Origin of the sequence: Desulfovibrio aminophilus DSM 12254, from assembly GCF_000422565.1 — a bacterium.
In the GTDB taxonomy this organism is placed as follows: Bacteria; Desulfobacterota; Desulfovibrionia; order Desulfovibrionales; family Desulfovibrionaceae; genus Aminidesulfovibrio; species Aminidesulfovibrio aminophilus.
Window position 1 is genome coordinate 159083 of sequence record NZ_AUMA01000006.1, and the last position, 24438, is coordinate 183520.

Annotated in this window: 19 protein-coding genes and 1 tRNA gene; 10 read left to right on the forward strand and 10 right to left on the reverse strand. The window is 64.8% G+C overall.

Annotated elements, in window-relative coordinates:
- Positions 1–2 precede the first annotated feature (2 nt).
- On the forward strand, positions 3–1184 hold the full coding sequence (locus H587_RS17005) for a site-specific integrase (protein WP_084630357.1): 1182 nt from the start codon (positions 3–5) through the stop codon (positions 1182–1184).
- 27 nt (positions 1185–1211) lie between these two features.
- Here H587_RS17005 and H587_RS0102765 read toward each other — a convergent pair.
- Positions 1212–1288 (reverse strand) — tRNA-Pro (locus tag H587_RS0102765).
- Positions 1289–1461: 173 nt separating this feature from the next.
- On the opposite strand from H587_RS0102765, the gene H587_RS0102770 reads away from it, so the two are divergent.
- Positions 1462–1977, forward strand: coding sequence for a chemotaxis protein CheW (locus H587_RS0102770; RefSeq protein WP_027174964.1), 516 nt, complete (start codon positions 1462–1464; stop codon positions 1975–1977).
- Here H587_RS0102770 and H587_RS0102775 read toward each other — a convergent pair.
- Positions 1974–2753, reverse strand: coding sequence for a Smr/MutS family protein (locus H587_RS0102775; protein WP_027174965.1), 780 nt, complete (start codon positions 2751–2753; stop codon positions 1974–1976). The two genes, H587_RS0102770 and H587_RS0102775, sit on opposite strands and share 4 nt — an antisense overlap.
- A gap of 212 nt (positions 2754–2965) precedes the next feature.
- Here H587_RS0102775 and H587_RS0102780 point away from each other — a divergent pair, with 212 nt between their 5' ends.
- The 3 genes from H587_RS0102780 (at position 2966) to H587_RS0102790 (ending at position 5438) form a co-directional block, all read left to right on the forward strand.
- Positions 2966–3724 (forward strand): ABC transporter ATP-binding protein, encoded by a 759-nt coding sequence (locus H587_RS0102780; protein ID WP_027174966.1) that lies wholly within the window; start codon positions 2966–2968, stop codon positions 3722–3724.
- Positions 3725–3734: 10 nt separating this feature from the next.
- A complete protein-coding gene (locus H587_RS0102785; RefSeq protein ID WP_027174967.1) occupies positions 3735–4892 on the forward strand; it encodes a SufB/SufD family protein in 1158 nt (385 codons plus the stop codon).
- Positions 4893–4961: 69 nt separating this feature from the next.
- The gene (locus tag H587_RS0102790; protein WP_027174968.1) at positions 4962–5438 is read left to right on the forward strand and encodes a metal-dependent hydrolase; all 477 of its coding nucleotides are present in this window, start codon (positions 4962–4964) and stop codon (positions 5436–5438) included.
- A gap of 58 nt (positions 5439–5496) precedes the next feature.
- On the opposite strand, the gene H587_RS0102795 is transcribed toward H587_RS0102790, so the two are convergent.
- The 6 genes from H587_RS0102795 to sucD all read right to left on the reverse strand — a co-directional run bounded on the left by H587_RS0102795 (position 5497) and on the right by sucD (position 12825).
- Complete coding sequence (locus tag H587_RS0102795) at positions 5497–6741, reverse strand: dicarboxylate/amino acid:cation symporter (protein WP_027174969.1); 1245 nt, start codon at positions 6739–6741, stop codon at positions 5497–5499.
- Positions 6742–6897: 156 nt separating this feature from the next.
- A complete protein-coding gene (locus H587_RS0102800; protein WP_027174970.1) occupies positions 6898–8097 on the reverse strand; it encodes a threonine synthase in 1200 nt (399 codons plus the stop codon).
- An 11-nt stretch (positions 8098–8108) separates the two neighbouring features.
- Positions 8109–8492 carry a RidA family protein gene (locus tag H587_RS0102805; protein WP_027174971.1) on the reverse strand — a complete coding sequence of 128 codons (384 nt, stop codon included), beginning with the start codon at positions 8490–8492 and terminating at the stop codon, positions 8109–8111.
- Positions 8493–8523: 31 nt separating this feature from the next.
- The gene (locus H587_RS0102810; protein WP_051202393.1) at positions 8524–9228 is read right to left on the reverse strand and encodes a helix-turn-helix transcriptional regulator; all 705 of its coding nucleotides are present in this window, start codon (positions 9226–9228) and stop codon (positions 8524–8526) included.
- A gap of 427 nt (positions 9229–9655) precedes the next feature.
- The gene (locus H587_RS0102815) at positions 9656–10747 is read right to left on the reverse strand and encodes a glycosyltransferase family 4 protein (RefSeq protein ID WP_027174973.1); all 1092 of its coding nucleotides are present in this window, start codon (positions 10745–10747) and stop codon (positions 9656–9658) included.
- On the reverse strand, positions 10744–12825 hold the full coding sequence (gene sucD, locus H587_RS17010) for a succinate--CoA ligase subunit alpha (protein WP_034608472.1): 2082 nt from the start codon (positions 12823–12825) through the stop codon (positions 10744–10746). The genes H587_RS0102815 and sucD overlap by 4 nt, the downstream gene beginning before the upstream one ends.
- Before the next feature lie 135 nt (positions 12826–12960).
- Here sucD and H587_RS0102825 point away from each other — a divergent pair, with 135 nt between their 5' ends.
- A complete protein-coding gene (locus tag H587_RS0102825; RefSeq protein WP_156904430.1) occupies positions 12961–13773 on the forward strand; it encodes a hypothetical protein in 813 nt (270 codons plus the stop codon).
- Complete coding sequence (locus H587_RS21220) at positions 13770–14372, forward strand: hypothetical protein (protein ID WP_051202394.1); 603 nt, start codon at positions 13770–13772, stop codon at positions 14370–14372. Before H587_RS0102825 ends, H587_RS21220 begins: the two co-directional genes overlap by 4 nt.
- Before the next feature lie 4 nt (positions 14373–14376).
- Here the strand turns inward: H587_RS21220 and H587_RS0102840 are convergent, their stop codons facing one another.
- Both H587_RS0102840 and H587_RS0102845 read right to left on the reverse strand, forming a co-directional pair.
- Positions 14377–14772 (reverse strand): response regulator, encoded by a 396-nt coding sequence (locus H587_RS0102840; RefSeq protein WP_027174975.1) that lies wholly within the window; start codon positions 14770–14772, stop codon positions 14377–14379.
- A gap of 62 nt (positions 14773–14834) precedes the next feature.
- The gene (locus H587_RS0102845; protein ID WP_027174976.1) at positions 14835–15938 is read right to left on the reverse strand and encodes a tRNA nucleotidyltransferase/poly(A) polymerase-related protein; all 1104 of its coding nucleotides are present in this window, start codon (positions 15936–15938) and stop codon (positions 14835–14837) included.
- 49 nt (positions 15939–15987) lie between these two features.
- On the opposite strand from H587_RS0102845, the gene H587_RS0102850 reads away from it, so the two are divergent.
- The 3 genes from H587_RS0102850 to H587_RS0102860 all read left to right on the forward strand — a co-directional run bounded on the left by H587_RS0102850 (position 15988) and on the right by H587_RS0102860 (position 24383).
- Complete coding sequence (locus tag H587_RS0102850) at positions 15988–16893, forward strand: biotin--[acetyl-CoA-carboxylase] ligase (RefSeq protein ID WP_027174977.1); 906 nt, start codon at positions 15988–15990, stop codon at positions 16891–16893.
- A gap of 48 nt (positions 16894–16941) precedes the next feature.
- Positions 16942–20664, forward strand: coding sequence for a pyruvate carboxylase (locus H587_RS0102855; protein WP_027174978.1), 3723 nt, complete (start codon positions 16942–16944; stop codon positions 20662–20664).
- A 116-nt stretch (positions 20665–20780) separates the two neighbouring features.
- The gene (locus H587_RS0102860; protein WP_027174979.1) at positions 20781–24383 is read left to right on the forward strand and encodes a PEP/pyruvate-binding domain-containing protein; all 3603 of its coding nucleotides are present in this window, start codon (positions 20781–20783) and stop codon (positions 24381–24383) included.
- Positions 24384–24438 lie beyond the last annotated feature (55 nt).

The window sequence follows — 24438 nt, forward strand, 5'->3', positions numbered from 1 at the left end:
CTATGGCAACTGTTACTATTGTTGCGCGGAAGCGCACCAAAGGCAAAAGCTACATCGTGCAGTACAAGGTGCCGGGAACCGGCGAGAAGAAACACCACGCCACGTACCGCACCTGGCATGAAGCCGATGCCGAACGGACGAAGCTGAAGCAGCTGCTATCCGGCGGCCAGGCCCCGGAAGACCGGGCCACAGCCGTGAAAAGCCGGAGCACGACCTTCGGGCAGGTTGCCGAGCAATGTTTGGCGGAATGGCGACGCAGGGTGAAGGAAGGGAGCATGAGCGCCGTCACCCTGGCAGGCTACCAAACCTTCCTGGCTCCCTTGGTGAAAGTATGGGGGAAGCGTCTGATTTCCAGCCTCACGCAGCAGGTCCTGCTGGATTATCGGGCAGACGTGTCGGATAGTTTTTCGCCCGCCTTGGCGAACAGGCGACTGTTCATCGCCAAGCAGGTCCTGTCCAAAGCGCTGCATGATGGCGTGATCCGACAGGACCCTTCGGCCAAAATCCGGTATCTGAGCGAGAAAGAGCACGAACGCAAAGCGTTCCTGTTACCGGAGCATGTGGATCGTCTGTTGGAGGAGGCGGCTCGGTCGTCCGCTAAGCATTATCTGCCGCTGATAATATTGCTGGCGGTTGAGCATGGCTGTAGCCGTCAGGAAATCCTTGATTTGAAGTGGACGGACATCGACTTCTCATTTCGAAATGAAGGGATGATTCGGTTCTATCGAACCAAGAACCAGCAAGAGCGGCTGCAACTGCTGATGCCCCGCACCAGGGCCGCATTGCTGGAAAGGAAGGAACATCTTCAAGAACGCCGGGAGCGGCGGCATATCACGGTGCGCGGGGACCACGTGCTTGGTCATTTGGACGGCACCAGAAAGAAGGAGTTTCGAAAGGCGTGGGCAGCTGTTTGTGCGGAACTCGGGATCGACGATTACCATTTTCACGATAACCGGCATACCTTTTGTACCAACATCCTGCTTGTTGGCGGGACCATGAAACACGCTGCCGTCATGATCGGGCACAAAGACGTGAGGATGACAGACCGGTATTGTAACCTGGAAGGGCTCATGGACAATGCCGTGCAACTAAAGCTGGCCAAGCACTACGCTGGTCCGCCCGAAGGGGACACAAAGGGAACACAACCCTTAATTCCCCTTCGGAAAACGAAAAACGGCAGGTGATAACCTGCCGTTTTCATTGTCGCATCGTGGTCGGGATGAGAGGATTTGAACCTCCGGCCCCTTGAACCCCATTCAAGTGCGCTTCCAGGCTGCGCTACATCCCGACATCGTCGCGAGGGAAGGTTGATACCCTTCGCCCCGTGGATTGTCAACAGGGAAAGCCGCAAGGCTCCCTTTATAATCTCGGCCTTTTCATTGACAGCGCGGCCCGCCGGAGGCACCTTCGTTTCAGGCGAGAAGAATCCGGCAATCACGGGCCCCCGGGCTGGGAGGACGCATGGACGAGAACGCCGCCAAAGACATCAACCAGTTTCTGACCTTCACCTTGGGCAAGGAGATCTTCGCCCTGGACATCGGCACCGTGCGCGAGGTGTTGGAGCTGACGACCATCACGAAGATTCCCCGCACCCCGGCTTACATGCGCGGGGTCATCAACCTGCGCGGCCACGCGGTGCCAGTGGTGGACATGCGCCTCAAGCTCGGCATGTCCAAGGGCTCGGACACGGTGGACACCTGCATCATCATCGTGGAGATCGACTTCGACGGCGAGCGCACGGTCATGGGCGCGCTGGTCGATTCGGTGCGCGAGGTCTTCGAGATGGCTCCCGAGGCCATCGAACCCGCCCCCAGGATGGGCGCGGCCGTGAACGCCGAGTATATCCGGGGCATGGGCCGCCAGGACGAGAACTTCATCATCATCCTGGACATCGGCCGCATCTTCTCGGCCGAGGAGCTGGCCCTGGTGCGGGGCATGGGACAGAAGGACGCCGCGCCCCGCGAAGCCGCGGCCTAGAAGTCCTCCGTCTCCCAGTTGGTCAGCGTGTCCCAGCGCACCTTGCCCTGGCTCTTCTTCACCTTGCGCAGGAGCACGTAGAGCGCTCCCGCGCCGCCGTCCTTGGGCTGGGCCGTGCAGAAGGCCAGCACCGCACGGCGCAGGGGTTCGCGGGTGAGCCAGGTCTGAATCTCCCGCTTGAGGATGCTCTGGCCGCCCGGGGAGTTCTTGCCCCGTCCGGTGATGAGCAGCACACAACGTCGCCCCTGAAGATAACTCTCGCGCAGGAAGAAGAGCAGGCCGTCATATGCTTGGTCCGCGTTGAGCCCGTGCATGTCCAGATGGGCTTCGTGCGAGAGTCGCCCGCTCTTGAGCATCTGGAATATCTTCCGGTCCAACCCGCGCACGACGCCGTGCATGTATTCCTCGGAAAACTCCAGTTCGAAGTCGATCTCGCCGCGCAGGAAACGGGCCAGGGCCTGGGCCTCGTCGTTGGCGGCCGGAGGGGCCGCCGGCTCGGGCGCGGCGGGGCGGGCCGTGACCTGACGGCCCTGGTCCTCGTGGATGCGGTCCACCCCCTGCATGGCGTTCAGGAAAAGATCCTCCTCGTCGCCGCCGGGGTCGGGAGCGGGCGTCGGCGGCTCCTTGGGCTTCGCGGGCGTGACATGGAACGGCTTGCCGCCGGCCGCCTTGAGAGCCGCCTTGACGGAGCGGGCGGTGATGGGCGCGGGTTTGTCGTCCGTGGCTTCGAGGGTCAGGGACTTGAGGTCGGAGAGGGACTTCATGCGTTTGGTCATGGCGGCTCCGGACGTTTCGTTGGCCCAGATGATGGGGCCGCCGGGCCCCGGCGTCAAGGGGGGCGACCCTTGACATCGCCGCCTTGTGACTCATCTTAGAACTCTGCGCCGTCCGGGATTTCCTGGACTTCACGCCCGGGCTTCTGTACAACCGGCAGGCCGCGCGGACTTGTTCCGCTTCCGGCCATCTTGACTTCAGAGCGAGGAACGGCATGCTCAAGATCGAAGACTTGCGCGTCTCAATCGGCGAGCGGGAGGTCCTCAAGGGGATCAACCTGCATATCCAGGAAGGGGAGACCTTCATCCTGTTCGGCCCCAACGGCTCGGGCAAGACCTCCCTGCTCATGACCCTGATGGGTTTTTCCGGCTACACCGTGACCGGCGGCCGGATCATCTTCCGAGGCCAGGATGTGACGCACGCCCCGTCCTACGAGCGCGCGCGCCTCGGCTTGGGCATGTCCTTCCAGCGCCCGCCGACCATCCACGGCCTGAAGACCCGCCATCTCGTGCAGATGTGCGGACAGGGGCGTCCGGTGGACGTCGAGGCCTTGGCCGAGAAGGTCAACTTTACGGACTTCCTGGAGCGCGACATCAACGCCGGCTTCTCCGGCGGCGAGATCAAGCGTTCGGAACTCCTCCAACTCATGGCCCAAAACCCCAAGCTCGTGCTTTTCGACGAGCCCGAGTCCGGGGTGGACCTGGAGAACATGCAGCTCATCGGCAAGGTGGTCCGCTCCCTGCTCTCCGGGGAGCTTTCGCCCCGGGCCCCGCTGTCCATGAAGGAGCAGAAGTCGCGCACCGCCCGCTCCGGGCTCATCATCACCCACACCGGCTACATCCTGGACTACGTCAACGCCGACCGGGGACAGGTGCTCTACAACGGGCACCTCTGCTGCGAGGCCCGGCCCCGGGACATTCTGGAGCACATCCGCTCCTACGGCTACCAGGAATGCGTGCGCTGCCTGCACTGAGGAGCAAGCCATGAGCAAAGTCGATCTTTCGAACTTCACCTTCCAGGGACTGGATCACGAGGCCATTCCCGACCTGCGCGTCCTCTCCGAGGCCGACAAGGAACAGCTCGTCATGACCGGCGTGGACGTGGAGGAGAAGGAGCGCAGCGCCTCCTTCCTGCACATGGACCACTCCAACGTCCACTGCGAGTCCAACGACCCGGCCGTGGAGATCATGGACATCAAGAAGGCCCTGGCCAAGTATGACGGGCTGCCCGAATACTTCTGGAAGCTCATCGACAAGAACCAGGACGAGTTCACCCGCGCGGCGGCCGAAAACCTCCACGGCGGCTACTTCATCCGCACGCGGAAGGGGGCCAAGATCGAAAAGCCGGTGCAGTCCTGTCTGCTCATCAAGGCCGACAAGGCCGGGCAGAACGTGCACAACATCGTGGTGGTGGAGGAGGATTCCGAGGTCCACATCATCACCGGCTGCCTCGTCTCGGATCAGCACACCGAGGGCGCGCACCTCGGCATCTCCGAATTCTACGTCAAGAAGGGCGGCAAGCTGACCTTCACCATGATCCACAATTGGGGCGAGAAGGTCACCGTGCGACCGCGCTCCTACGGTCTGGTGGAGGAGGGCGGCGTGTACCTGAGCAACTACGTGCTCATGAAGCCGGTGCACGACCTCCAGATGTATCCCACCATCCGCCTGGCCGGACGCGGGGCCGTGGCCCGCTTCAACTCCGTGGTCGTGGCCCCGGAGGGCTCCCTGCTCAACATGGGCAACCGGGTGATCATGGACGCGCCCGAGACCAGGGCCGAGATCATCTCGCGGACCATCACCACCGGCGGCACCATGATCGTGCCCGCCATGATCGAGGCCAACGCCGTGCCCGCGCGCGGACACCTGGAATGCAAGGGCCTCATCCTGGGCAAGGGCGTGATCCACGCCATCCCCGAGCTGAAGGGCACGGTGGCCGGAGTGGAGCTGTCCCACGAGGCCGCCGTGGGCAAGATCGCCCAGGAAGAGATCGAGTACCTCATGGCCCGGGGCATGGACGAGGAGGAGGCCACCTCGACCATCGTGCGCGGCTTCCTGAACGTGGAGATCATGGGCCTGCCCAAGAAGCTCCAGGACACCATCCAGAAGACCATCGCCGAGTCCGAGAAGGACATGTTCTAGGCCCCAGCGGGCCTTCGGAAACGCGGACGGCCCGGGCGAGAGTCCGGGCCGTTTTTTTCAGGTGACGCCATGCCGGGGTACAAGGGACACATCGCCGGGGCGCTCTGCGCCGCCGGGCTGCTGGGGCTGGGGCTCTGGCTCCTGGGCCTGCTGCCGCGGGACTGGCTGACCCTGGCTGGGCTCACTGGTTTCTGCCTCGTGGGGGCCCTGTTCCCGGATATCGACACCAAGTCCAAGGGCCAGTATCTGTTCTATGCCGCGCTGCTGGCCCTGGACGCGGGTCTGTTGTTCCAGAAGCGCTACGAATGGGCCGCCTACCTCGGGCTGGCCGCGATCATTCCGGGCGTGACCCCGCATCGGGGCTGGACCCACTCGGTCTGGTCCATGCTGCTCATCCCCCAGGCGGTCTGGGCCGTGCCGGTCTTCCTCTACGACCGCCCGGCCGCCGACTTCCTGCCCTACGCCCTGGCACTGGGCCTGGGTTACCTCTCCCATCTGCTCCTGGACGGCGAACTTTTCGGCCGAGGCGGACGCCGCATGAGATGAAAAAGGCCCCCGGCGGAAACCGGGGGCCGTGCGAGGCGTGCGACGTGGGGGGCGGGTATCAGGCGTTTTCCGTCGCGGCGGCCTCGTCTCCATTGGTCAGATCGCCTTCGAGGCGGGAGACCACCACCGCGCCGGTGGCGTCGCCCAGGACGTTCAGAGTGGTGCGGGCCATATCCATGACGCGGTCCACGCCTGCCACCAGGGCGATGCCCTCAAGCGGGATGCCCACCTGGGTGAAGACCATGGTGATCATGATCAGGGCCGCGCCGGGCACGCCCACCGAGCCCACGGAGGCCAGCATGGCCATGAGCAGGACGGTGATCTGCTTGTCCAGGGGCATGGGGATGCCGTAGACCTCGGCCACGAAGACCGCAGCCACGCCCATGTAGATGGCCGCGCCGTCCATGTTCACCGTGTTGCCCAGGGGGATGGAGAAGCTGGATACGGACTTGGAGGCCCCGAGCTTCTGCACCGAGCGCAGGTTGGAGGGCAGGGCGGCGGCGCTGGAGCAGGTGGTGAAGGCCACCAGGACCGGTTCGATCACGCCGCGCAGGAACTTCAGCGGCGACATGCCGCCGATGAAGCGCACGCTTGGCAGGTAGGTGATGCAGACGTGCGCCAGACTGGCGGCGTACATGACCACGATGATCTTGCCGAGCGGCAGCAGAACCTTGAGGCCGTGCAGGCTCACGGCGTAGGCCATGAGGCCGAACACGCCGATGGGGGCGTAGATCATGACGAGGTTGGTGACGCGGACCATGACGTCCGCCACCTGCTCGAAGAAGCGCAGCAGGGGGCGTCCGGTCTCGCCCATGGAACTCAGAGCGAAGCCGAAGACCACCGCGAAGAAGATGACCTGGAGCATGTTGCCCTTGGCCATGGCCTCCACGGGGTTGATGGGCACGATGTTGAGCAAGGTGTCGACCATGCTCGGCGGCGTGACCTCCTTGGCCTTCAGGCCGGTGGTGGCGAGGCTCAGACCTGTTCCGGGCTCGACCATGTTGGCCATGAACAGGCCGATGGCCACGGCGATGCCGGTGGTGGCGAAGTAATAGATGAGGGTTTTGGTGGCCACGCGGCCCAGCTTGCGGGCGTCATCGATGCCCGCCGCTCCGGCCACCAGGGTGGCGAAGACCAAAGGTACGACCACCATGCGTACCAGGTTGATGAACAGCTGGCCCAGGGGCTTGAAGAACGCTGCCTCCAGGTGTAAGGACGGGGCCACCATGCCGGCCAACAGGCCGGCGGCCATTCCGATGGCCATTTGCGTCGGGAGACTGAGCTTGCGGACTCCTCTCGACATGGGGATGCTCCTCTGGCTTCAGTGTGATGGGGGTTTCGGTCCCCATTACGCCGGGCGGCGCACGGTGGCAGCCGCGGCCGCCCGGTCCGGGGCACATGCCTCTCACGGACTCCTGCGGTTCGTGTCTTTGATTCTCCTTCCCGTCTTCTCCGCGCCCTAGTCGATGTCTTGATCCGGCTGGAGCAGCGGCGGGTTGCAGTCCACGGTTTCGGGGTACTTCAGGCCCGTGCCCGTGTTCAGCAGGACGACCTTGTCCGAGCGGGAGATCCAGCCCTTGCGGCGCAGTTCCATGGCCGCGGCCAGGGTGGTGGCGCCCTCGGGGCAGATGAACGCGCCCTCGCGCTTGGCGATCATCTTCTGGGCCTTGAGGGTTTCGGCGTCGTCGACGGCGATGGCGCAGCCTTTGGTCTTGGCGATGGCGTCCAGGACCAGGAAGTCGCCCAGGGCCTTGGGCACGGTGATGCCGAAGGCGCAGGTCTTGGCGTTCTCCCAGAAGGCCGATTCCTTCTTTCCTTCCTCGAAGGCCTTGACGATGGGCGCGCAGCCCGTGGCCTGCACCGCCACCAGTCTGGGCAGCTTCTCGCCGATCCAACCCATGGCCTGGAGTTCGCGCAGACCCTTGTAGATGCCGATGAGGCCCACGCCGCCGCCAGTGGGATAGAGGATCACGTCCGGAACCTCCCAGCCGAACTGCTCGGCCAGCTCCAGTCCCATGGTCTTCTTGCCCTCGATGCGGTACGGCTCCTTGAGTGTGGAGGCGTCGAACCAGCCGTGCTTTTTGACCGCCCGGGCCACGATCTTGCCCGCGTCGGAGATGAGGCCGTTGACCAGGAACAGCGAGGCTCCGGTGACGGCGATCTCCTTGCGGTTCATCTCCGGGGCGTCCTTGGGCATGACGATGACCGCACGGATGCCCGCCGGGGCGCAGTAGGCGGACCAGGCGCCGCCCGCGTTGCCGTTGGTGGGCATGGCCAGGGTTTTGATGCCCAGTTCCTTGGCGCGGGAGACGCCCACGGCCGCGCCGCGCGCCTTGAAGGTGCCGGTGGGGATGATGCCCTCGTCCTTCATGTACAGCTCCGGCATGTCCACGTCCGCGCCCAGGCGCTCGAAGCGGACCAGCGGGGTCATTCCCTCGCCGAGGCTGACGATGTTGCGCTCGTCGCGCACGGGCAGCAGTTCACGGTAGCGCCAGAGGGTAGCCGGGCGCTTGGCCAGTTCGTCCTTGGTCAGGGTCTTGGCGACCTTATCCAGTTCATAGGTCACGAGCAGGGGCGCGCCGCACTCGCAGAGCTGGATGACCTTTTCGCTGTCGTAGGTGGCCCGGCACTTGGGACAAAGCAGATTCTTCACGAACATCTCGTACCTCCTCAGGATTTCAACTGGGCGATGGCTTCGACCTCGACCTTGACCCCGCGCGGCAGGGCGGCCACGGCCACGCAGGAACGGGCCGGGGCATTGGCCGGGAAGTAGGTGGCGTACACCTCGTTCACGGCCGGGAACTCGGCCATGTCCGTGATGAAGACGGTGGTCTTGACCACGTCCTCAAGGGAGGCTCCGGCGGCCTTGAGCACGGCGGTCAGGTTCTCCAGGCTGCGGCGGGCCTGGGTCTTCACGTCCGCGCCGTCCACTTCCCCGGACTCGGGGATGAGCGGGATCTGGCCCGAGGCGAAGACGAACCCGCCGGCCTTGATGGCCTGGGAGTAGGGGCCGATGGCGGCGGGAGCCTGTTTGGTGACGACGATTTCCTTCATCTGAATGCTCCTTTTGTTTTCGGCGGCGGCGTCAGCGCTGGCCGCTCTTGATTTGGCGCATGTAGTTGTAGACCGTGTAGATGGACACGTTCATGACCTGGGCCACGTAGCCGACCATGCCCTTGATGAGGAACGCGCCCTCTTCGTCCAGGATGCGGATGAACTCGAGCTTCTCCTCCCGGTTCATGCCCGAGGGATGCTTGCCCGCCTTGCGGATCGCCGCCTCCATGACCGCGTCGTTGGTTTCGTTGATATAGGCCGCGAACGTTTCGCCCACACCTTTGTCCTCGGAGGTGTCCACGCGGGTGAGATCCTCGATGGCGCTCTGCATTGCCTCGAATTCGGAGAGGTCGAAATTGAGGCAGAACGCGCCGATGACCCGGCCCGCGCCGTCGCGGATGAAACTGGTGGAGGACTTGAGATGGTGGCCGCCGCGCGAGGTGCTCGGATAGTTCACGAGGTCGCGCACCGCATCGCCGTCCTTGCGCCAGGCCTTGATGACCAGGTTGGTGATGGGCGCGCCGAGCTTGCGGCCCGTGACCGTGCCCTCCAGGTGGACGAGGGAGTGCTCCAGATCCTGGAAGTCGTGCAGGGCGATCTCGCAGTTGCGGCCGAAGGTGCGCACCACGGTGCGGGCCACCCCCTTCAAGTTCTCGAAGATGGCCGCGCGTTCTGCGGGATCGACCGTCGTTTCGGCGACGGTTGCCAGGATCTGCTTCTCTTTCTTCGTGGCCATGGGGTGCTCCTTGTGACCGTTTGCACAAGCAGTATGGCTCAGCCCGAGCCTTCGCGTCAACAATTTTTTGTAAATTACAAAAAATTTTAAAAAGGAGACGAGGGGAGAAGGTCCAGGGCGCGGTGAAAAAAAGAAGGATCGGAGTCGAACAATGGGACGGCGGACAGCCTCTTTAGGGAACGGTGCGAGTGAATTTTCAGGACAGTCGCAGTCTTGGGACCGTGAAAAACCCCATAATCCGGACTGTAAAAGAATATATCAATAAAATAAATGGATTAATTGTAATTCTAGATAAAATCTAAAGTAATTCTAGAAGAAATGAAATAATCGTAACAAGCTGATTTTATGAGGAACAGTATTCGGCCCTTGTGAAGGAAAAAAGCGGGCGAGGGACAGGGTAGCCTGTTCGTTGCGGCCCAGGCACGGATCAGGAAAGCAGCAGCCGTTCGAGATCGAGGATCGTGCGCTCCAAGGTGAAGCGTTCCTCCACGCGTCGCCGGCCGGCGGCGCCCATGCGGTGGCGCAGATCCGGATCCCGTACCAGGAGTTCCAGATCGGCGGTCAGGGCTTCCGCGTCGCGGACCGGGCTCAGCAGACCGGTTTCACCGTGGACGACCACCTCCGGGATGTTGCTCGTGTCGAAGGCGGCCACGGGGAGCCCCATGCTCATGGCCTCCGTGAGCACGTAGCCGAAGCCCTCCCAGAGCGAGGGCAGGGCCAAAATATCGATGGATGCGTAGAACCGCTTCATTTCCTTGACGAAACCAAGAAAGCGCACGTTCTGATCCAGGCCCAGGGCCGTGGTCCGGGCGCGCAGGTCGCGCTCCAGTTCGCCGGCACCGGCCAGGAGCACGGTCACGTCCAGCCCACGCTGACGAAGCAAGGCCGAGGCCTTGAGGAGGTAGACGTGCCCCTTCTGCTCCGTGAGTCGCCCGGCGCAGCCGATGACCACTCGGCCGGGAGTCCTGGGAACCAGGGGCTCGGTGGACAGGGCGTCGAAGGCGGGCAGGTCCAGGCCGTTGTGGACCACTGCGGTCCGTTCCAGGGGGATGAGGTCCGGGTTCTCGGCCAGGACCATGCGCCGGGTGTGTTCGGAATTGCAGAGCAGATTGGTCAGCACATGTTGGAAATACAATCGGTTGAGAAACGTATTCCTGGTGGGTAGGGCGATGCCCCGGCGGAAGACGATCCGGCGTACGCCTGCAAGCTTGGCGGCCAGTCCCCCAGCCTTGACGTCCGAGGGAAGAGCCAGGATCACCGTGTCCACCGCGTTGTGGCGGAAGAAACCGCCCAATCGGCGTAGGACCGCCGGGTTGAGAAAGCTCAGATTGCCCAGGGGCAGGCGCAGGAGCGGGATGCTCGGTTCACTGGACAGGCGCTCGCCCAATTCGGAGGGGGCGTTGGTCACGGCGCAGACGCGCCAGCCGCGCCGGGCCAGGAGCAGGGCGTGGGTATGGAACCACTGCTCCCCTCCGCCCCAGGCCCGATTGGAGTCGAACAGGCAGAGGGATCGCGTCATGCGTCCGCTTCCTGGGCCAGGACCGCGGCTGTTAGCGGCGCGATGGCCCGCAGGCTCGGGCAGATGGTGATTCCGGCCGATTCCAGGGCCGCCAGCTTGTCGGCCACGCCGCCCTCCCGTTCCAGGATTGCGCCCGCGTGGCCCAGGCGGCGGCCCGGAGGGGCGGTGCGCCCGGCGATGAAGCAGAGCACGGGCTTGGGATAGGCCGTGGCCGTGACGTATGCGGCCAGTTCCTCCTCGGCGCTGCCGCCGATCTCCCCGAGCACGAGCACGGCCCGGGTGGGCTCGTGTCCGGCCAGCAGGTCCAGGGCCTGGACAAAGGACGTGCCCACGAAGGGGTCGCCGCCGATGCCCAGGCAGGCCGACTGGCCGATGCCCGCCGCGCTGAGCCGGGCGGCGGCCTCGTAGGTCAGGGTGCCGCTGCGCGAGAGCAGGGCCACCGGACCGGGGGTGAAGGGGTCGGCCGGGAGGATGCCGAGCTTGATCTGGTTCGGCACGAGCAGGCCTGGGGTGTTCGGGCCCACCAGGCGGGTGCCGCCGCCGCGCAGGCGGTCCAGGACCCGGAGCATGTCCCGCTGGGGGACGCCCTCGGTGATGCAGACCACCCACGGGATTCCGGCCTGGGCCGCCTCCAGGACGGCGTCCGCCGCGCCGCACGCGGGCACGAAGATCACCGAGGCGTCGATGCGCTGGTCCCGCGCGGCCTGGGCCACGGAGTCGTAGACCGGCAAGCTGTGGACCTCCTGACCGCCCTTGAAGGGCGTGACCCCGGCCACGACGCGCGTGCCATAGTCGAGCATGAGCTTGGTGTGCAGCTGGCCTTCGCGGCCGGTGATGCCCTGGACGAGCACCCGGCTTTCGGCGTTCAGCCCCAGCCCGTCGGAGAGCGGAACCGCCCGGCCGGCGCGGCGCTGGGCCGGGGAATACTCCTGGGGCGCATTGGGGGGCGTGCCCGGCTTGAGCTCGGCCAGGGCCCGGATCGCTCCGGCCATGTCCCGGACCAGGATGATGCCCGGCAGCTTCAGGGCCTCCAGGATGGCCAGCCCGGCGGTCGCGCCGTTGCCGGACATGCGCACCACCACCGGCTTGGTGGGCTTCCGCCCGTGCAGGGCCTGGCGCAGGGCCAAGGCCACCTTCTCGCAGGAGAGGATGCCGCCGAATAGGTTGATGAACACGGCCTCCACGCGGGAGTCGCCGAAGAGCAGGGCCAGGGCGGTTTCCATGCGCTCCTGGTCCGCGCCGCCGCCCAGGTCCAGGAAGTTGGCCGCGGGCAGGCCCGCCAGGTTGAGCAGGTCCATGCTGGCCATGGCCAGGCCCGCGCCGTTGCCCATGAGGCCGACCCAGCCGCCGAGCTTGACGAAGGCCAGGCCCGCCTCGCGGGCCGCGTTCTCCTCGGGCTCGTGGTGGTCGGCGCGGCGGTAGGCCGCCAGGTCCGGCCGCAGATCGACCACGTTGTCGTCGATCTCGACCTTGCCGTCCAGGGCTAGCAGGCGACCGTCGGCCGTCAAGGCCAGGGGGTTGATCTCGGCCAGGAGCAGGCCGTCCTCGCGCGTGGCCTTGGAAAGCGAGGCCAGGAGGGACTCGAACGCGGGCCAATGGTCACGGGAAAGCCCCAGGTGGAAGAAGGCCGCACGTACTTGATGGGGGGTCGGGCCCTCGGTTGCGTCTACAATCTGGTGCAGGAGGTTGTCGCCGGCCTGGGACTCGATTTCAACCCCGCCCTGTCGGCCCGCACTGAGCACCAGCCCCCGGGCCGCTCGGGAGACGGACAAGGAGAGATAGAACTCCCGCGTTACGGCGACGGCGGGCTCCAGCCGCAGAAAGGGTGGGCGGCGGCCCTTGATGGGCAGATCGAAAAGCGCGCGGGCGGTTTCCGCCAGGTCTTCGAGCCGTTCCACCCGGCGGATGCCGCTGGCCTTGCCTCGTCCGCCGGCGAGAACCTGGGTCTTGAGACACCAGGGCGCGGGGAAGGGGGGATTCACGGATTCCGCTTGGCCTGGTTCCAGGGCCAGGCCCGGTGGCACGGGCAGACCGTGCCGGGCGAAGAGAAGCTTGCTGTGATGTTCGTCGAGGAGCATGATCTTCCGGTGGTCCGCCGGGTCGCATCCGGCGCGGGCGGCGGCTGTCCCGCGACGGTCTGTACGGCATTGCTCTCATAGGGAGAATTTCATACAAGCGCAAGAAGGGTCACGAAAACGGGAAGCATAGGCGCGATGAACGGATTTGACGAATTGGCCAATACATTGTCTCAGGAAGTGCTCGCCGAAATGGCCGAGAACTTTTTCGGGGCGCGCAGCCGTCTGGATGCCCTGCTGGAAGGGTTCCAGGCCTTGGCTGCACAGTTGCGCGCCATCCAGACCCAGGTGCGGACGCGGTTTTCCGTGCTCCACCACCTGCTGCTCCGGGGACGGGAGGCGCGGGCTTTTTATCTGGCCATCGGCGCGGACCCCGAACTGGCCGGGTTCGCCGAGCCGTCTCCGGCCTTGTCCGTGGAGGGACCGGCCTTCGCCCTGACCCTTTCCGGCCGCTATGCCAAGACAGTGCTCGCGGCTTACGCCGAGGTCCGCTCCGAAGCCCACGACTTCATGCAGGGCCGTATTTACGTGGATGCTCATGATCGTGGCCGCCGCAGGCTCACGGTGCATTATTCCCAGGTCGTGGCCCTGCACGCCCAGGTCAATGAGACGATCCGCAAGGTCAACGAGAATCTGAAGCCGTCCAGCGTGATGCAGTATGTGAAGACGTTCAATCCGGAGAAGGAATCCCGGGAACGGGTGGCGGGCGTGCCGAGCAACGGCTACTCCGAGAGCATGGACTCGGAATTGCGCTATCAGCCTGTGGATTTCGACTCCCTCGGCCTGCGCGCCATGCCGGAACTGCCCGAAGCCGGGGAAGCCGCCCCGGCCGTGCGCGCGTTCTGCGCCCGCGTATGCAGGGAAAACGAGGCCGAGGTGCGGGCGGTGCTCGCCGAGTTGGAGGCCGCCGCGGCCTTGGCTCGCCAGTCTGGAAAAAAGGAGAGAAAATGAATCCGTTGCGTCGATTCGTCGTCGTGGTGGTCGTGATGACGCTGCTTGCTCCGGCTTTGGCTTTGGCTCAGCAGACCGCGCCCAAGGCGGAACAGAAGGCCCCTGAAGCCCAGGTGGAGAAGAAGGCCGAACCCAAGGCGGAACAGAAGGCGGAAGCCAAGACGGAGCAGAAGGCGGAAGCCAAGCCCGAACACAAGGCGGGCAAGGCCGAGCACAAGGCCGAAAAGAAGCAGGATCCCGCGAACAAGGGGCGTGTGCCGGTGGTGGTGGATTATGAGGGCGAGGACGCCCTGGGCCAGAGGTTGGCTTTCGAACTGCGCGAGGCCTTCCGCGCCTCGGCCGGGTTCCGGTTGGCCGGTGCCGGGGACAAGGGGTTGCGGCTGCGGTTGCGGGCTGTCCCCGAGTTCAAGGACCGGCCCGGGCTGGGTTCGATCTACGCCGTGTCCTGGCTCTTCTCCGAGGGCGGCAACGTACTCTCCTATTTTCTGGATTCCGGGCTTGGCATGATCGACGAAGGCTCACTCAAGCGGGAGGCCCAGTCCCTCACCGCCCGCACCGACGAGCTTTCCGGCCGTTTCGCCTATCTCCTCTCGGAGTGAGGCGTCAGATGAGTTTGATGGCCTTCAATTCGGGAACGAGACGATTCTTGATTTCGGCTTTGGCCACGAAGGCGTCCGCCTGACCGCCGAAGAAGGATTTGCAGACGTTTTTGGTGTCCGAGAAGGCCGAAATCATCACGAGCTTGAAGCTCTCCAGCACGTCGTTCCGCCGTTCGGCTTCGATTTCGCGCATGCGGCGGACCACCTCGTGGCCGTCCATGCCGGGCATTTTGATGTCCATGAACACGGCCTGGAACGGCTCGCCGTTGTCATACTGTTCGGCGAACAAGGACAGAGCGCGCTCTCCGTCCGTGGCGATCCGGCATGCGCCGTAGGGCGCGAGCTTCTTGCTCAAGAGGTGCGCCACGCGCTCGTCGTCGTCCACCACGAGAAAGTTCATATTCTCCTCTCCTGTTGTGCGAAGCTCGATACTCAATGGTATGCCCGGGGGAGAAAAAGCTGTCAATGATTCCGTCGGGACAGGGCCTGCGCACGCAGTTCGCGCAACCGTCGGCCCGATTCCGGACCGAGATCGCGGAGCGCCTCGGGCAGGCGCACTGCGCGGATGACATGACGGTCGGCCAGGGCGTCGGCTCGGAAGTCCAGCCCCTGATCGGCCTTGGCCAGTTCCAGAAGCGGCTCCAGCAGATCACGGGCGGCCTCCAGGAGGTCCACCCGGGAGCCCGGGCGCAGTTCGTCGTAGCGGGCCGCCTTCATGTGCAGCAGGGCCGCGATCTCCCCGGCGCGGATGAACGCCTCGGGCAGACGCAGGCGTGATCCCAGGGCCCGGGCGGGAGGCGCTCCGAGAGCCTCATGGCCGATGTGTCGGGGCCATTTTTCCGGCGGGGTCAAAGCCTTCCCCAGGTCATGACAGATCGCCATCCAACCGGGAAGAGGCGCTCCCGCCAGTCGGTCGAGCACGGCCAGGGTGTGCGCGAAGACGTCGGAATCGTGGAATGGCCGCGGCCCGGCCGGCACATCGCGGCACCGCTCCAGTTCCGTGAGCCAGGGCTTGAGACAGCCGGTGTCGGCCAGACTGCGGAAAAAGAGCGCCGGGCGGGCTCCGGCCAGGGCCTTGAGCACCTCGCGGCCCACGCGCTCGGCGGCCAAGTCGGCGAGAAGACCGGCCTCGGCGGCGCGGCGCATGGCCGCGAGCAATTCACCGTGGGGCGTGAAGCCCGGCAATACGGCCAAGAAGCGCGCGGCCCGGTAGGCCCGTAGCGGGTCTACTTCCAGGGCGTCCGGGGAGCAGGGCCGCAGAACGCGGTGGCGCAGATCCTCCAGGGCCAGGGGATGGCAATGCAGTTCGCCGTCTTCGTCCAGAGCCAGGGAGTTGACCGTGAAGTCGCGGGCCTCCAAGTCGGACTTCAGCGTACCGCCACGGGGGAAGGCGTACTCCGAACCGTCCAGCCAGAACACGGGGAAGGCCTTGCCAACTTTGAACGCCTTCGGAAAGCGCCGCTGGAATTCCTCCTCGTCGGCCTCGGTCACGAGAAAGTCCTTGTCGGTCTGGGGCTCACCGAGTAAGAGATTGCGGACGGAGCCGCCCACGAGCAGGATGCGCATGCGTCAAAGGTAGCACGGGGCCGCGCTCCACGCCAGGACCGAATCTTCAATGACCGCGGACATTCTCCTCTGGGCCGGAGGTGATGCGGCGACCGGGCCGTTGACCCCGGACACGCTCGCCTCGGCTCACGCCCTCTGGGCCAGGGATGCGGTCTCCTTCGGCCGCTGGCTTCCGGGCGACTTCGTGTTGCCGCCAGGCGGTTCCCGTCCGGTCTGGCGTTCCGCCCGCGCGGCGATCTCTCCTGTTTTTCTCGTGGGCCATTGTTTCTCGACCATGGATTTGACTTGGAAATTGTTGGACGCGGGCGTCCTGCCGGAGTGGGGGAGCGTGCTGGCCGTGAGCCAAGAACGTGGCCGAGGACAGTTGCGCCGCCACTGGGTTTCCCCGCCTGGCAATCTCTACGCCAGCCTTGTCCTGCCGCCGCCGCGCGCGGGTTGGGGTGAGCTGCTGCCGCTCCTGGCGGGATGGTGCTTCAGTCTGGCCCTGGAGGGACTGGGTGTGCCGACGCGCCTCAAGTGGCCCAACGATTTTCTTCTCCTTGACCAGAAGGTCGCCGGGATGCTCATCGAGGAGCGTGGCGGCAGACTGGTGCTGGGATTCGGCCTGAATCTGGCCGAGGTTCCGGCTGCGGGAGACTTGCGCCGGGATCGCGCGATTCCGGCCACGGCGCTGCTCCGGGAGGGGTATTCGCTGACCCCCCTGGAGGCCTGGAATACGCTTGTAAACGCCGTGAGAAAGGTCTATACGGACACTTCCGATGTCGTTGACCCCTCTCGTTTTCCTCCCCTCGTCACGGAGCGTCTCGCCTGGATGGGCCGGCGGGTGCTCGTCCTTGAGGGGGGAGAGGTCGCCTATCAGGCGAGAATAGCTGGACTTTCATCCTCCGGCGGGCTTCTGGTCGAGCACGACGGCAGGCTGGACGTCTTGTATTCCGGGAGTGTGGCCCCGTTGTAGGGGGCGCGGTCGCGGCGCGGATCAACCGTGCATGGGGGAATGCGGGCCATGAGAGTCAAGTCGTTCGAAGAGGTGCTCAAGGAACTCCGGGGAAAGCCCATTGTTGTGGCCAACCGGGGCATCCCCGCCCGGCGCATCTGCCGGTCGATCACCGAGATGTTCGAGGGCGTGGCCGTGATGACGGCCACCGACACGGACAAGACGTCGCCCGCCACGACCGGCGCACATGAACTCCTCCTTCTAGGGGAAGATCCGCGCTCCTATCTGAATCTCGACCTGATCATCAAGCTGGCGCGCGACCGGGGCGCGATCGCCATCCATCCGGGCTGGGGCTTCGCGGCCGAGGACGACACCTTTCCGGCCAAGTGCGCCGAGGCGGGCATCGCCTTCATCGGCCCCACTCGCGAGGCCATGCACACCCTGGGCAACAAGGTGGCCGTGCGCAAGCTGGCAGAAGAACTGGGCATCCCGGTAGTGCCTGGGTCGCCCGAAGCGGTGAGCGTGCCCGAGGCCCGCGAGATAGCCAAGAAGATCGGCTTCCCGATCATGCTCAAGGCCGAGGGCGGCGGCGGCGGACGCGGCATCTACGAGGTCTTTTCCGAGGACCAGCTGGAGTCGGCCTTCTCCAAGGCTTCGGCGCTGGCCCAGGCGTCCTTCGGCAACCCGCGCCTGTACGTGGAAAAGCTGCTCACCTCGGTGCGCCACATCGAGATTCAGGTGGCCGCCGACAAGCACGGCAATGTCTTCGCCTTCGACGAACGCGACTGCACGGTGCAGCGCAACCACCAGAAGCTCATCGAGATCACGCCCTCGCCCTGGTCCAAGATGACCCCGGAACTGCGGGAGCGACTCAAGGAGTACTCCCGCCGCCTGGTCTCCGCCGTGGGCTACTATTCTTTGTGCACCGTGGAGTTCCTGGTGGACAAGGACGCCACGCCGTATCTCATCGAGGTCAACACCCGCCTCCAGGTGGAGCACGGCATCACCGAATGTCGCTACGGCATCGACCTGGTGGAGGAGCAGATCGCCATCGCCTTCGGGGCGAAACTGCGGTTCACCGAGGAGAACACCAAGCCCTTCCAGTGGGCCATGCAGGTGCGCGTGAACTGCGAGGATCCGCAGAAGGACTTCTCGCCCAACGCGGGCCGCATCGCCCGCTACGTCTCTCCGGGCGGCCAGGGCGTGCGCATCGACTCCTGCATCTGCGCGGGCTACAACTTCCCGGCCCAGTACGACTCGGCGGCCTCGCTGCTGATCACCTATGGCCGCACCTGGATCAAGGTCGTCCAGCTCATGCGCCGTGCCCTGCGCGAGTACATGATCGGCGGGCTCAAGACGACCATCACCTTCCATCGCCAGGTGATCAAGAATCCCGACTTCATCAGCGGCGACTACGACACGAATTTCGTGCGCGACAAGCGTCACGAACTCATGGCTTACCGGGACAAGGAGCCGGATTCCCTTCGCCTGTCCCGTCTGGTCTGCGAGATTTCGGCCAGGGGATACAATCCCTTCGTCCAACTCGGGGAGTATCGCGGCCGCGAGGACCGGCGCCTGGGAACCTTCAAGTTCGTGCGTCCGCCGGAGACCTCCTCTTGGTTCGAGCCCCGCGTCACCCGGGGCATGAGCCGCGACGCCATCCTGAACGCCCTGCGCGAGGACCGGGAGCAGGGCATCGTGCATTTCACGGACACGACCACCCGCGACATCACCCAGTCCAACAGCGGCAACCGGTTCCGTCTGGCCGAGGATCGGCTCGTGGGCCCCTATCTGGACCGCTGCGGTTTCTTCTCCCTGGAGAACGGCGGAGGCGCGCATTTCCACGTGGCCATGCTGGCCAACATGACCTACCCCTTCTCCGAGGCGGCGGAGTGGAACAAATTCGCGCCCAAGACGTTGAAGCAGATCCTCATCCGCTCCACCAACGTTCTGGGCTACAAGCCGCAGCCCAGAAACCTGATGCGCCTCACCGGCGAGATGGTCTGCGAACACTACGACGTCATCCGCTGCTTCGACTTCCTGAATCACGTGGAGAACATGCGGCCCTTCGCCGAGGTGGTCCTGGCCTCCAAGCGGCACATCTTCGAGCCCGCGTTGTCCATGTCCTGGGCCAAGGGCTTCGACGCCAAGTACTACCTGGAAGTCACCGACGAGATCCTGGCCATGTGCGCCGACGTGGCCGGCGTGAGCAGGAAGAAGGCCCAGCGCCTGATCATGCTCGGGCTCAAGGACATGGGCGGCGTCTGCCCGCCCCGGTTCATGCGCGAGATCATCGCCGCCATCCGCAAGAAGTACCCCGAACTGGTGCTGCATTCCCACCGGCACTATACGGACGGCCTGTTCGTGCCGACCATGGGCGCGGCCGCCGAGGCCGGTGCCCACGTGGTGGACGTGGCCATCGGCGCGGCCGTGCGCTGGTACGGCCAGGGCGAGGTGCTCTCCACGGCGGCCTACATTGAGGACGAACTGGGCCTCAAGAGCCACCTGGACAAGGACATGATCCGGGCCACGGGCTTCGCCCTGAAGCAGATCATGCCTTACTACGACCGCTATACCGCGCCGTACTTCCAGGGCATCGATCACGACGTGGTCCAGCACGGCATGCCCGGCGGCGCCACCTCCTCCTCGCAGGAGGGCGCGCTCAAGCAGGGCTACATCCATCTGTTGCCCTACATGCTCAAGTTCCTGGCGGGCACACGCAAGATCGTGCGCTATCATGACGTGACCCCCGGCTCGCAGATCACCTGGAACACGGCCTTCCTGGCCGTGACCGGGGCCTACAAACGCGGCGGCAACATCGAAGTGCGCCGTTTGCTGAACATCCTGGACATCGTCAACCTGGCCCCGGCGAAGGATCTGACGAGCCTGGAGAAGGAGGCCCGCCTGGACCTCTACCGCGACAGCAACGACGCCTTCCGCAACCTGCTTCTGGGAAAGTTCGGCAAGCTGCCCCTGGGGTTCCCGGAAGACTGGGTCTACCAGAGCGCCTTCGGCAAGGACTGGGAAAAGGCCCTTGCCGAGCGCACCGAGGAGTCGCCCTTGGCCAGCCTCTCGGACGTGGATCTGGACGCCGAGCACCGTGTCATCTCCCAGCGCATCGGCCGTGAGCCCTCGGCCGAGGAGTTCGTGCTCTACCTGAACCACCCGGCCGACGCCATCAAGACCATCGACTTCTACGAGAAGTACGGCAACCCCAACAACCTGCCGCTGGACGTCTGGTTCGAGGGATTGGAGAAAAACCGGCCGTTGCACTTCCAGGGCGATTGCGGCAAGCCGCACACCATGCGCATCCTGGACATCTCCGAGCCCGACGAGCACGGCATGAGCACGGTGCGTTACGTCATGGACTCCGAGATCATGAGCCACATGGTCAAGGTGCGTGAGCCCCTGCATGTGGACAAGGACGCCGAGGAGATGGCTGATCCGGGCAACCCGTATCATGTTGGTTCGCCCTCCAACGGCGACCTCTGGGTCATGCACGTGCGCCCCGGCGATGTGGTCAGAAAGGGCGAAGAGATCTTCAACATCTCCATCATGAAGCAGGAGAAGGCGATCATCGCGCCCGTGGACGGCGTGGTGCGTCGCGTGCTCAAAGTCGCCAACTTCCAGGAGGACCGCAAGATGGTCCCGGTGAAGGAAGGGGAACTTCTCGTGGAGCTGGGGCCCAGCCCCCGCACCTGTCCCACCTGCAAGGGGTTCATCCCCCTGGAAGATTGCAAATATTGCCCGAGATGCGGGCAGAAGTTGGAGGTCGCCGCCCGCAAGGGGTGAATGCGTCCAATCATTGACGAAAACGGGTTTGAAGGGATAAATTAACTACCCCTCGGCCAGGGGTTTTTGCTCCGGCACGACCGGGCACCGACATCGACCACGTCAAGGAGGAGTGCATGGCCACGGTACAAAAGAAGGCGGCCGCCAGGAAGGACGCCCCCAAGGACGCCGCAGCGCCCGCCAAACCGGTTGCCCAGAAGGACGAGCTCTTGCAGCGAATGGTCCTGACCGGCCCCGACATCGTGGCCATCGGCGAAGAGGCCGAACTGCTCGTCGGGGGAAAGAACTACAACACCGCCATCATCAGTCAGGTGGGGTACATCCGCGCCCCCCAGTTCCGCGCCATCTCCTCCATCGCCTTCCATAAGATTCTCGACGAAACCCGGGTGAACGCCTCGGTGGTCCGCTCCCTGGTCGACAAGGAGTACAACTCCACCGACTGGAGCAACGACGAGATCAACAAGGATCCTGAATATCTGCGCAAATTCGTGCGCGCCGTGGCCCTGAAGATCCGCGCCGAGTCCGTGAAGCAGAAGGGCACGCCGATCAAGCTGCGGACCTTCATCAACAACGTGGTCGAGGGCTTCGCCACCTCGCCAGAGGGCATCGACCAACTGCGGAAGCGCTCCGTTCTCGTGCAGGCGGCCATTCTTTCCGTGGAACTGCCCAAGGACGTGGCCGACGCCGTGCGTCAGGCCTACCAGGCCATCTGCAAGGAAGCGGCCATGGAGAACGAGCCCGTGGCCGTGCGCTCCTCGGCGGCGGGCGAAGACAGCCGCAAGAAGGCCTTCGCCGGGCTTCAGGACACCTACCTGAACATCGTGGGCGAAGACCAGGTGGTCGAAGCCTATCACTGGGACTGTTCCTCGGCCTACAACCTGCGCAGCATGACCTACCGCCGCGAGGCCATTCTGGACGCCGTGATCCAGGCCGAGGCCACCGGCAACGACGAACTGGCGGAGCAGGCCAAGAAGGAATGGGCCATCGAGGGCACCTCGCTCTCGGTCTGCATCATGCGCATGATCAATCCGGTGATCTCGGGTACGGCGTTCTCCGCCGATACGGCCACCGGTTGCCGGGGCACCGACCGCAACGATTTGGTCTCCATCGACGCCAGCTACGGCCTCGGCGAGGCCGTGGTGGGCGGCATGGTCACCCCGGACAAATTCTACGTCTTCCAGCGCGACGACGGCTCGGAGGTGGTCATCCGCTTCATGGGCTGCAAGGAGCGCAAGATCGTCTACGAGGACGACCGCTCGGGCACCAAACTGGTCAAGGTGGATGAGAACCTCGTCTACCGCTGGTCCCTGTCCCTGGCCCAGGCGGAAGAGGTGGCGCGCGGCGTGCGGGCCATCTCCAAGGCCTACGGCGGGATCATCATGGACACCGAGTTCTGCATCGACTCCTCGGATCGTCTCTGGTTCGTACAGGCCCGGCCGGAGACCCGCTGGAACGAGGAGTTGGAGAACCACCCCCATACGATTTTCATGCGCCGCCGCGAGGTGGAGCCCAAGCATGTGGCGGACGCCGAGATCATTGTCGAGGGCAACGGCGCCTCCCGCGGCGCGGGGCAGGGCACGGTGCGCTTCCTGCGTTCGGCCCTGGAGCTGAACAAGGTCAACAAGGGCGACATCCTGGCCGCCGACCGCACCGACCCGGACATGGTTCCGGGCATGCGCATCGCCTCGGCCATTCTGGCCGACGTGGGCGGCGACACGAGCCACGCGGCCATCACCTCCCGCGAACTGGGCATCCCGGCGGTCATCGGCATCCAGCGGATGGAGGCCCTGCGCTCCCTGGACGGCTGCGAGGTCACGGTGGACGGCTCGCGGGGTCGGGTCTACCGGGGCCTGCTCCCGCTCATCGAGGTGGGCGGCGAGATCGACGTGAGCCAACTGCCGACCACCAAGACCAAGGTCGGCCTGATTCTGGCCGACGTGGGCCAGGCCCTGTTCCTCTCGCGGCTGCGCAATGTGCCGGACTTCGAGGTGGGACTGCTGCGCGCCGAGTTCATGCTCGGCAACATCAGCGTCCATCCGTTGGCCTTGGAGGCCTACGACAACGGCACCCTGGACCGGCTCGTGCAGGAGAAGCTCAAGGAGCTGGATTCTCACCTGACCAAGGTGATGAAGGACCAGCTGGCCTCCGGCCTGATCACCATGCATCTCTCGTTGCGGTCCTACGTGGGACGGCTCACAGGCCTGTCCCGCGAGATGGAGGCCCTGTCCGAGGGATCCGGTGCCAGGGGCACCGACGAGGTTCTGGCCCAGCATCGCCGCATGCGTGAACTGGAGAAGCGCCTCGACGAATGCATCGAGCACGCCACCGAGCGCCTGGACAGCCTGAAGACCTCCGTGGACCTGGGAGCCCACTTGGCCGTGGTCCTTGGGCACTTCGATCTGCTGGAGCCCGCTCCGCTCAATGATCCCGAGGCGCTCAAGCTGCGCCAGGACCACGAGCGCGACGTGCAGGCCCACATGGCCCGGGTCAAGGACGATCCCAAGGTTCTCGAAGTGCTGGACCGCATCCGCGCCCTGCGCGAGGAAGTGGCCCTGAAGATGGGCCTTGAGTCCGAGATGGACGAGGCCCGCACGCTCTCCTACCGGATCAAGAAGCTTCTGGACTCGCGCGGTTTCCGCACCGGCAAGGAAAACTACATCCAGACCCTGTCCCAGGGCTTGGCCCTGTTCGCCATGGCCTTCTACGGCAAGGACATCGTCTACCGGACCACGGACTTCAAGTCCAACGAGTACCGCAACCTCCTGGGCGGTTCCTTGTTCGAGAATCACGAGGACAACCCCATGCTCGGCTACCGGGGCGTGTCCCGCAACATCCACGACTGGGAACTGGAAGCCTTCAAGCTGGCCCGGGGCATCTTCGGCGGCAAGAACCTCTGCCTCATGCTGCCCTTCGTGCGCACTCTGGAAGAAGCCCGCAGCATGAAGCGTTACCTGAAGCAGGTGCACAATCTTCAGTCCGGCAAGGACGGGCTCAAGCTCATCCTCATGTCCGAGATTCCGTCCAACGCCATCCTCTGCAAGGAGTTCCTCCAGGAGGTGGACGGCTTCTCCCTGGGGTCCAACGACATGACCCAGATGGTCCTGGCCACGGACCGCGACAACGCCCGGCTCCAGCACATCTATGACGAGGAGGATCCGGCGGTGGTCTGGGCCATCCTGGTCACGATCTTCGCCGGCCAGAAGTACGGCAAGAAGGTCGGCTTCTGTGGTCAGGGCGTGTCCAACAGCGTCATCCTGCGCGGCCTGGTGGCCATCGCGGGCATCGTCTCGGCCTCGGTGGTCCCGGACACCTACCACCAGACCAAGATGGACATGGGCGCGGTGGAGGCCGAGAACATCGCCTGTTCCGAGCTGGGATCCTGGATCAAGCTCCAGCACTTCAATCGCCTCAAGAAGCTTTTGGAGGACAACGGTTACGGCCACATCCTCAAGAAGTACAAGAGCCCCGAGGATCTCATGGAATGGTACGAGGGTGAGCTGGACCGCTTCGCCGAACAGCTCCGCGACCACATGGAGACCGCCAAGGAGCAGTTCTATCGCCAGGAGATGGACCAATACCGGGCCACGTTCCACAAGCCCGTGATCTACGCCAGCTGGGATTGGGACCAGACCGTGCGCAATGCCCTGCACCACGCCGGGTTCGCCGACTTCGCGGAGCAGGCAAAGGCCCTGGAGGCCCAGCGTGCCAAGACCTTCTGAGTCTGAAGGCACATGAAATGAAAAGCCCCGGTCCGCGCGCGGATCGGGGCTTTTT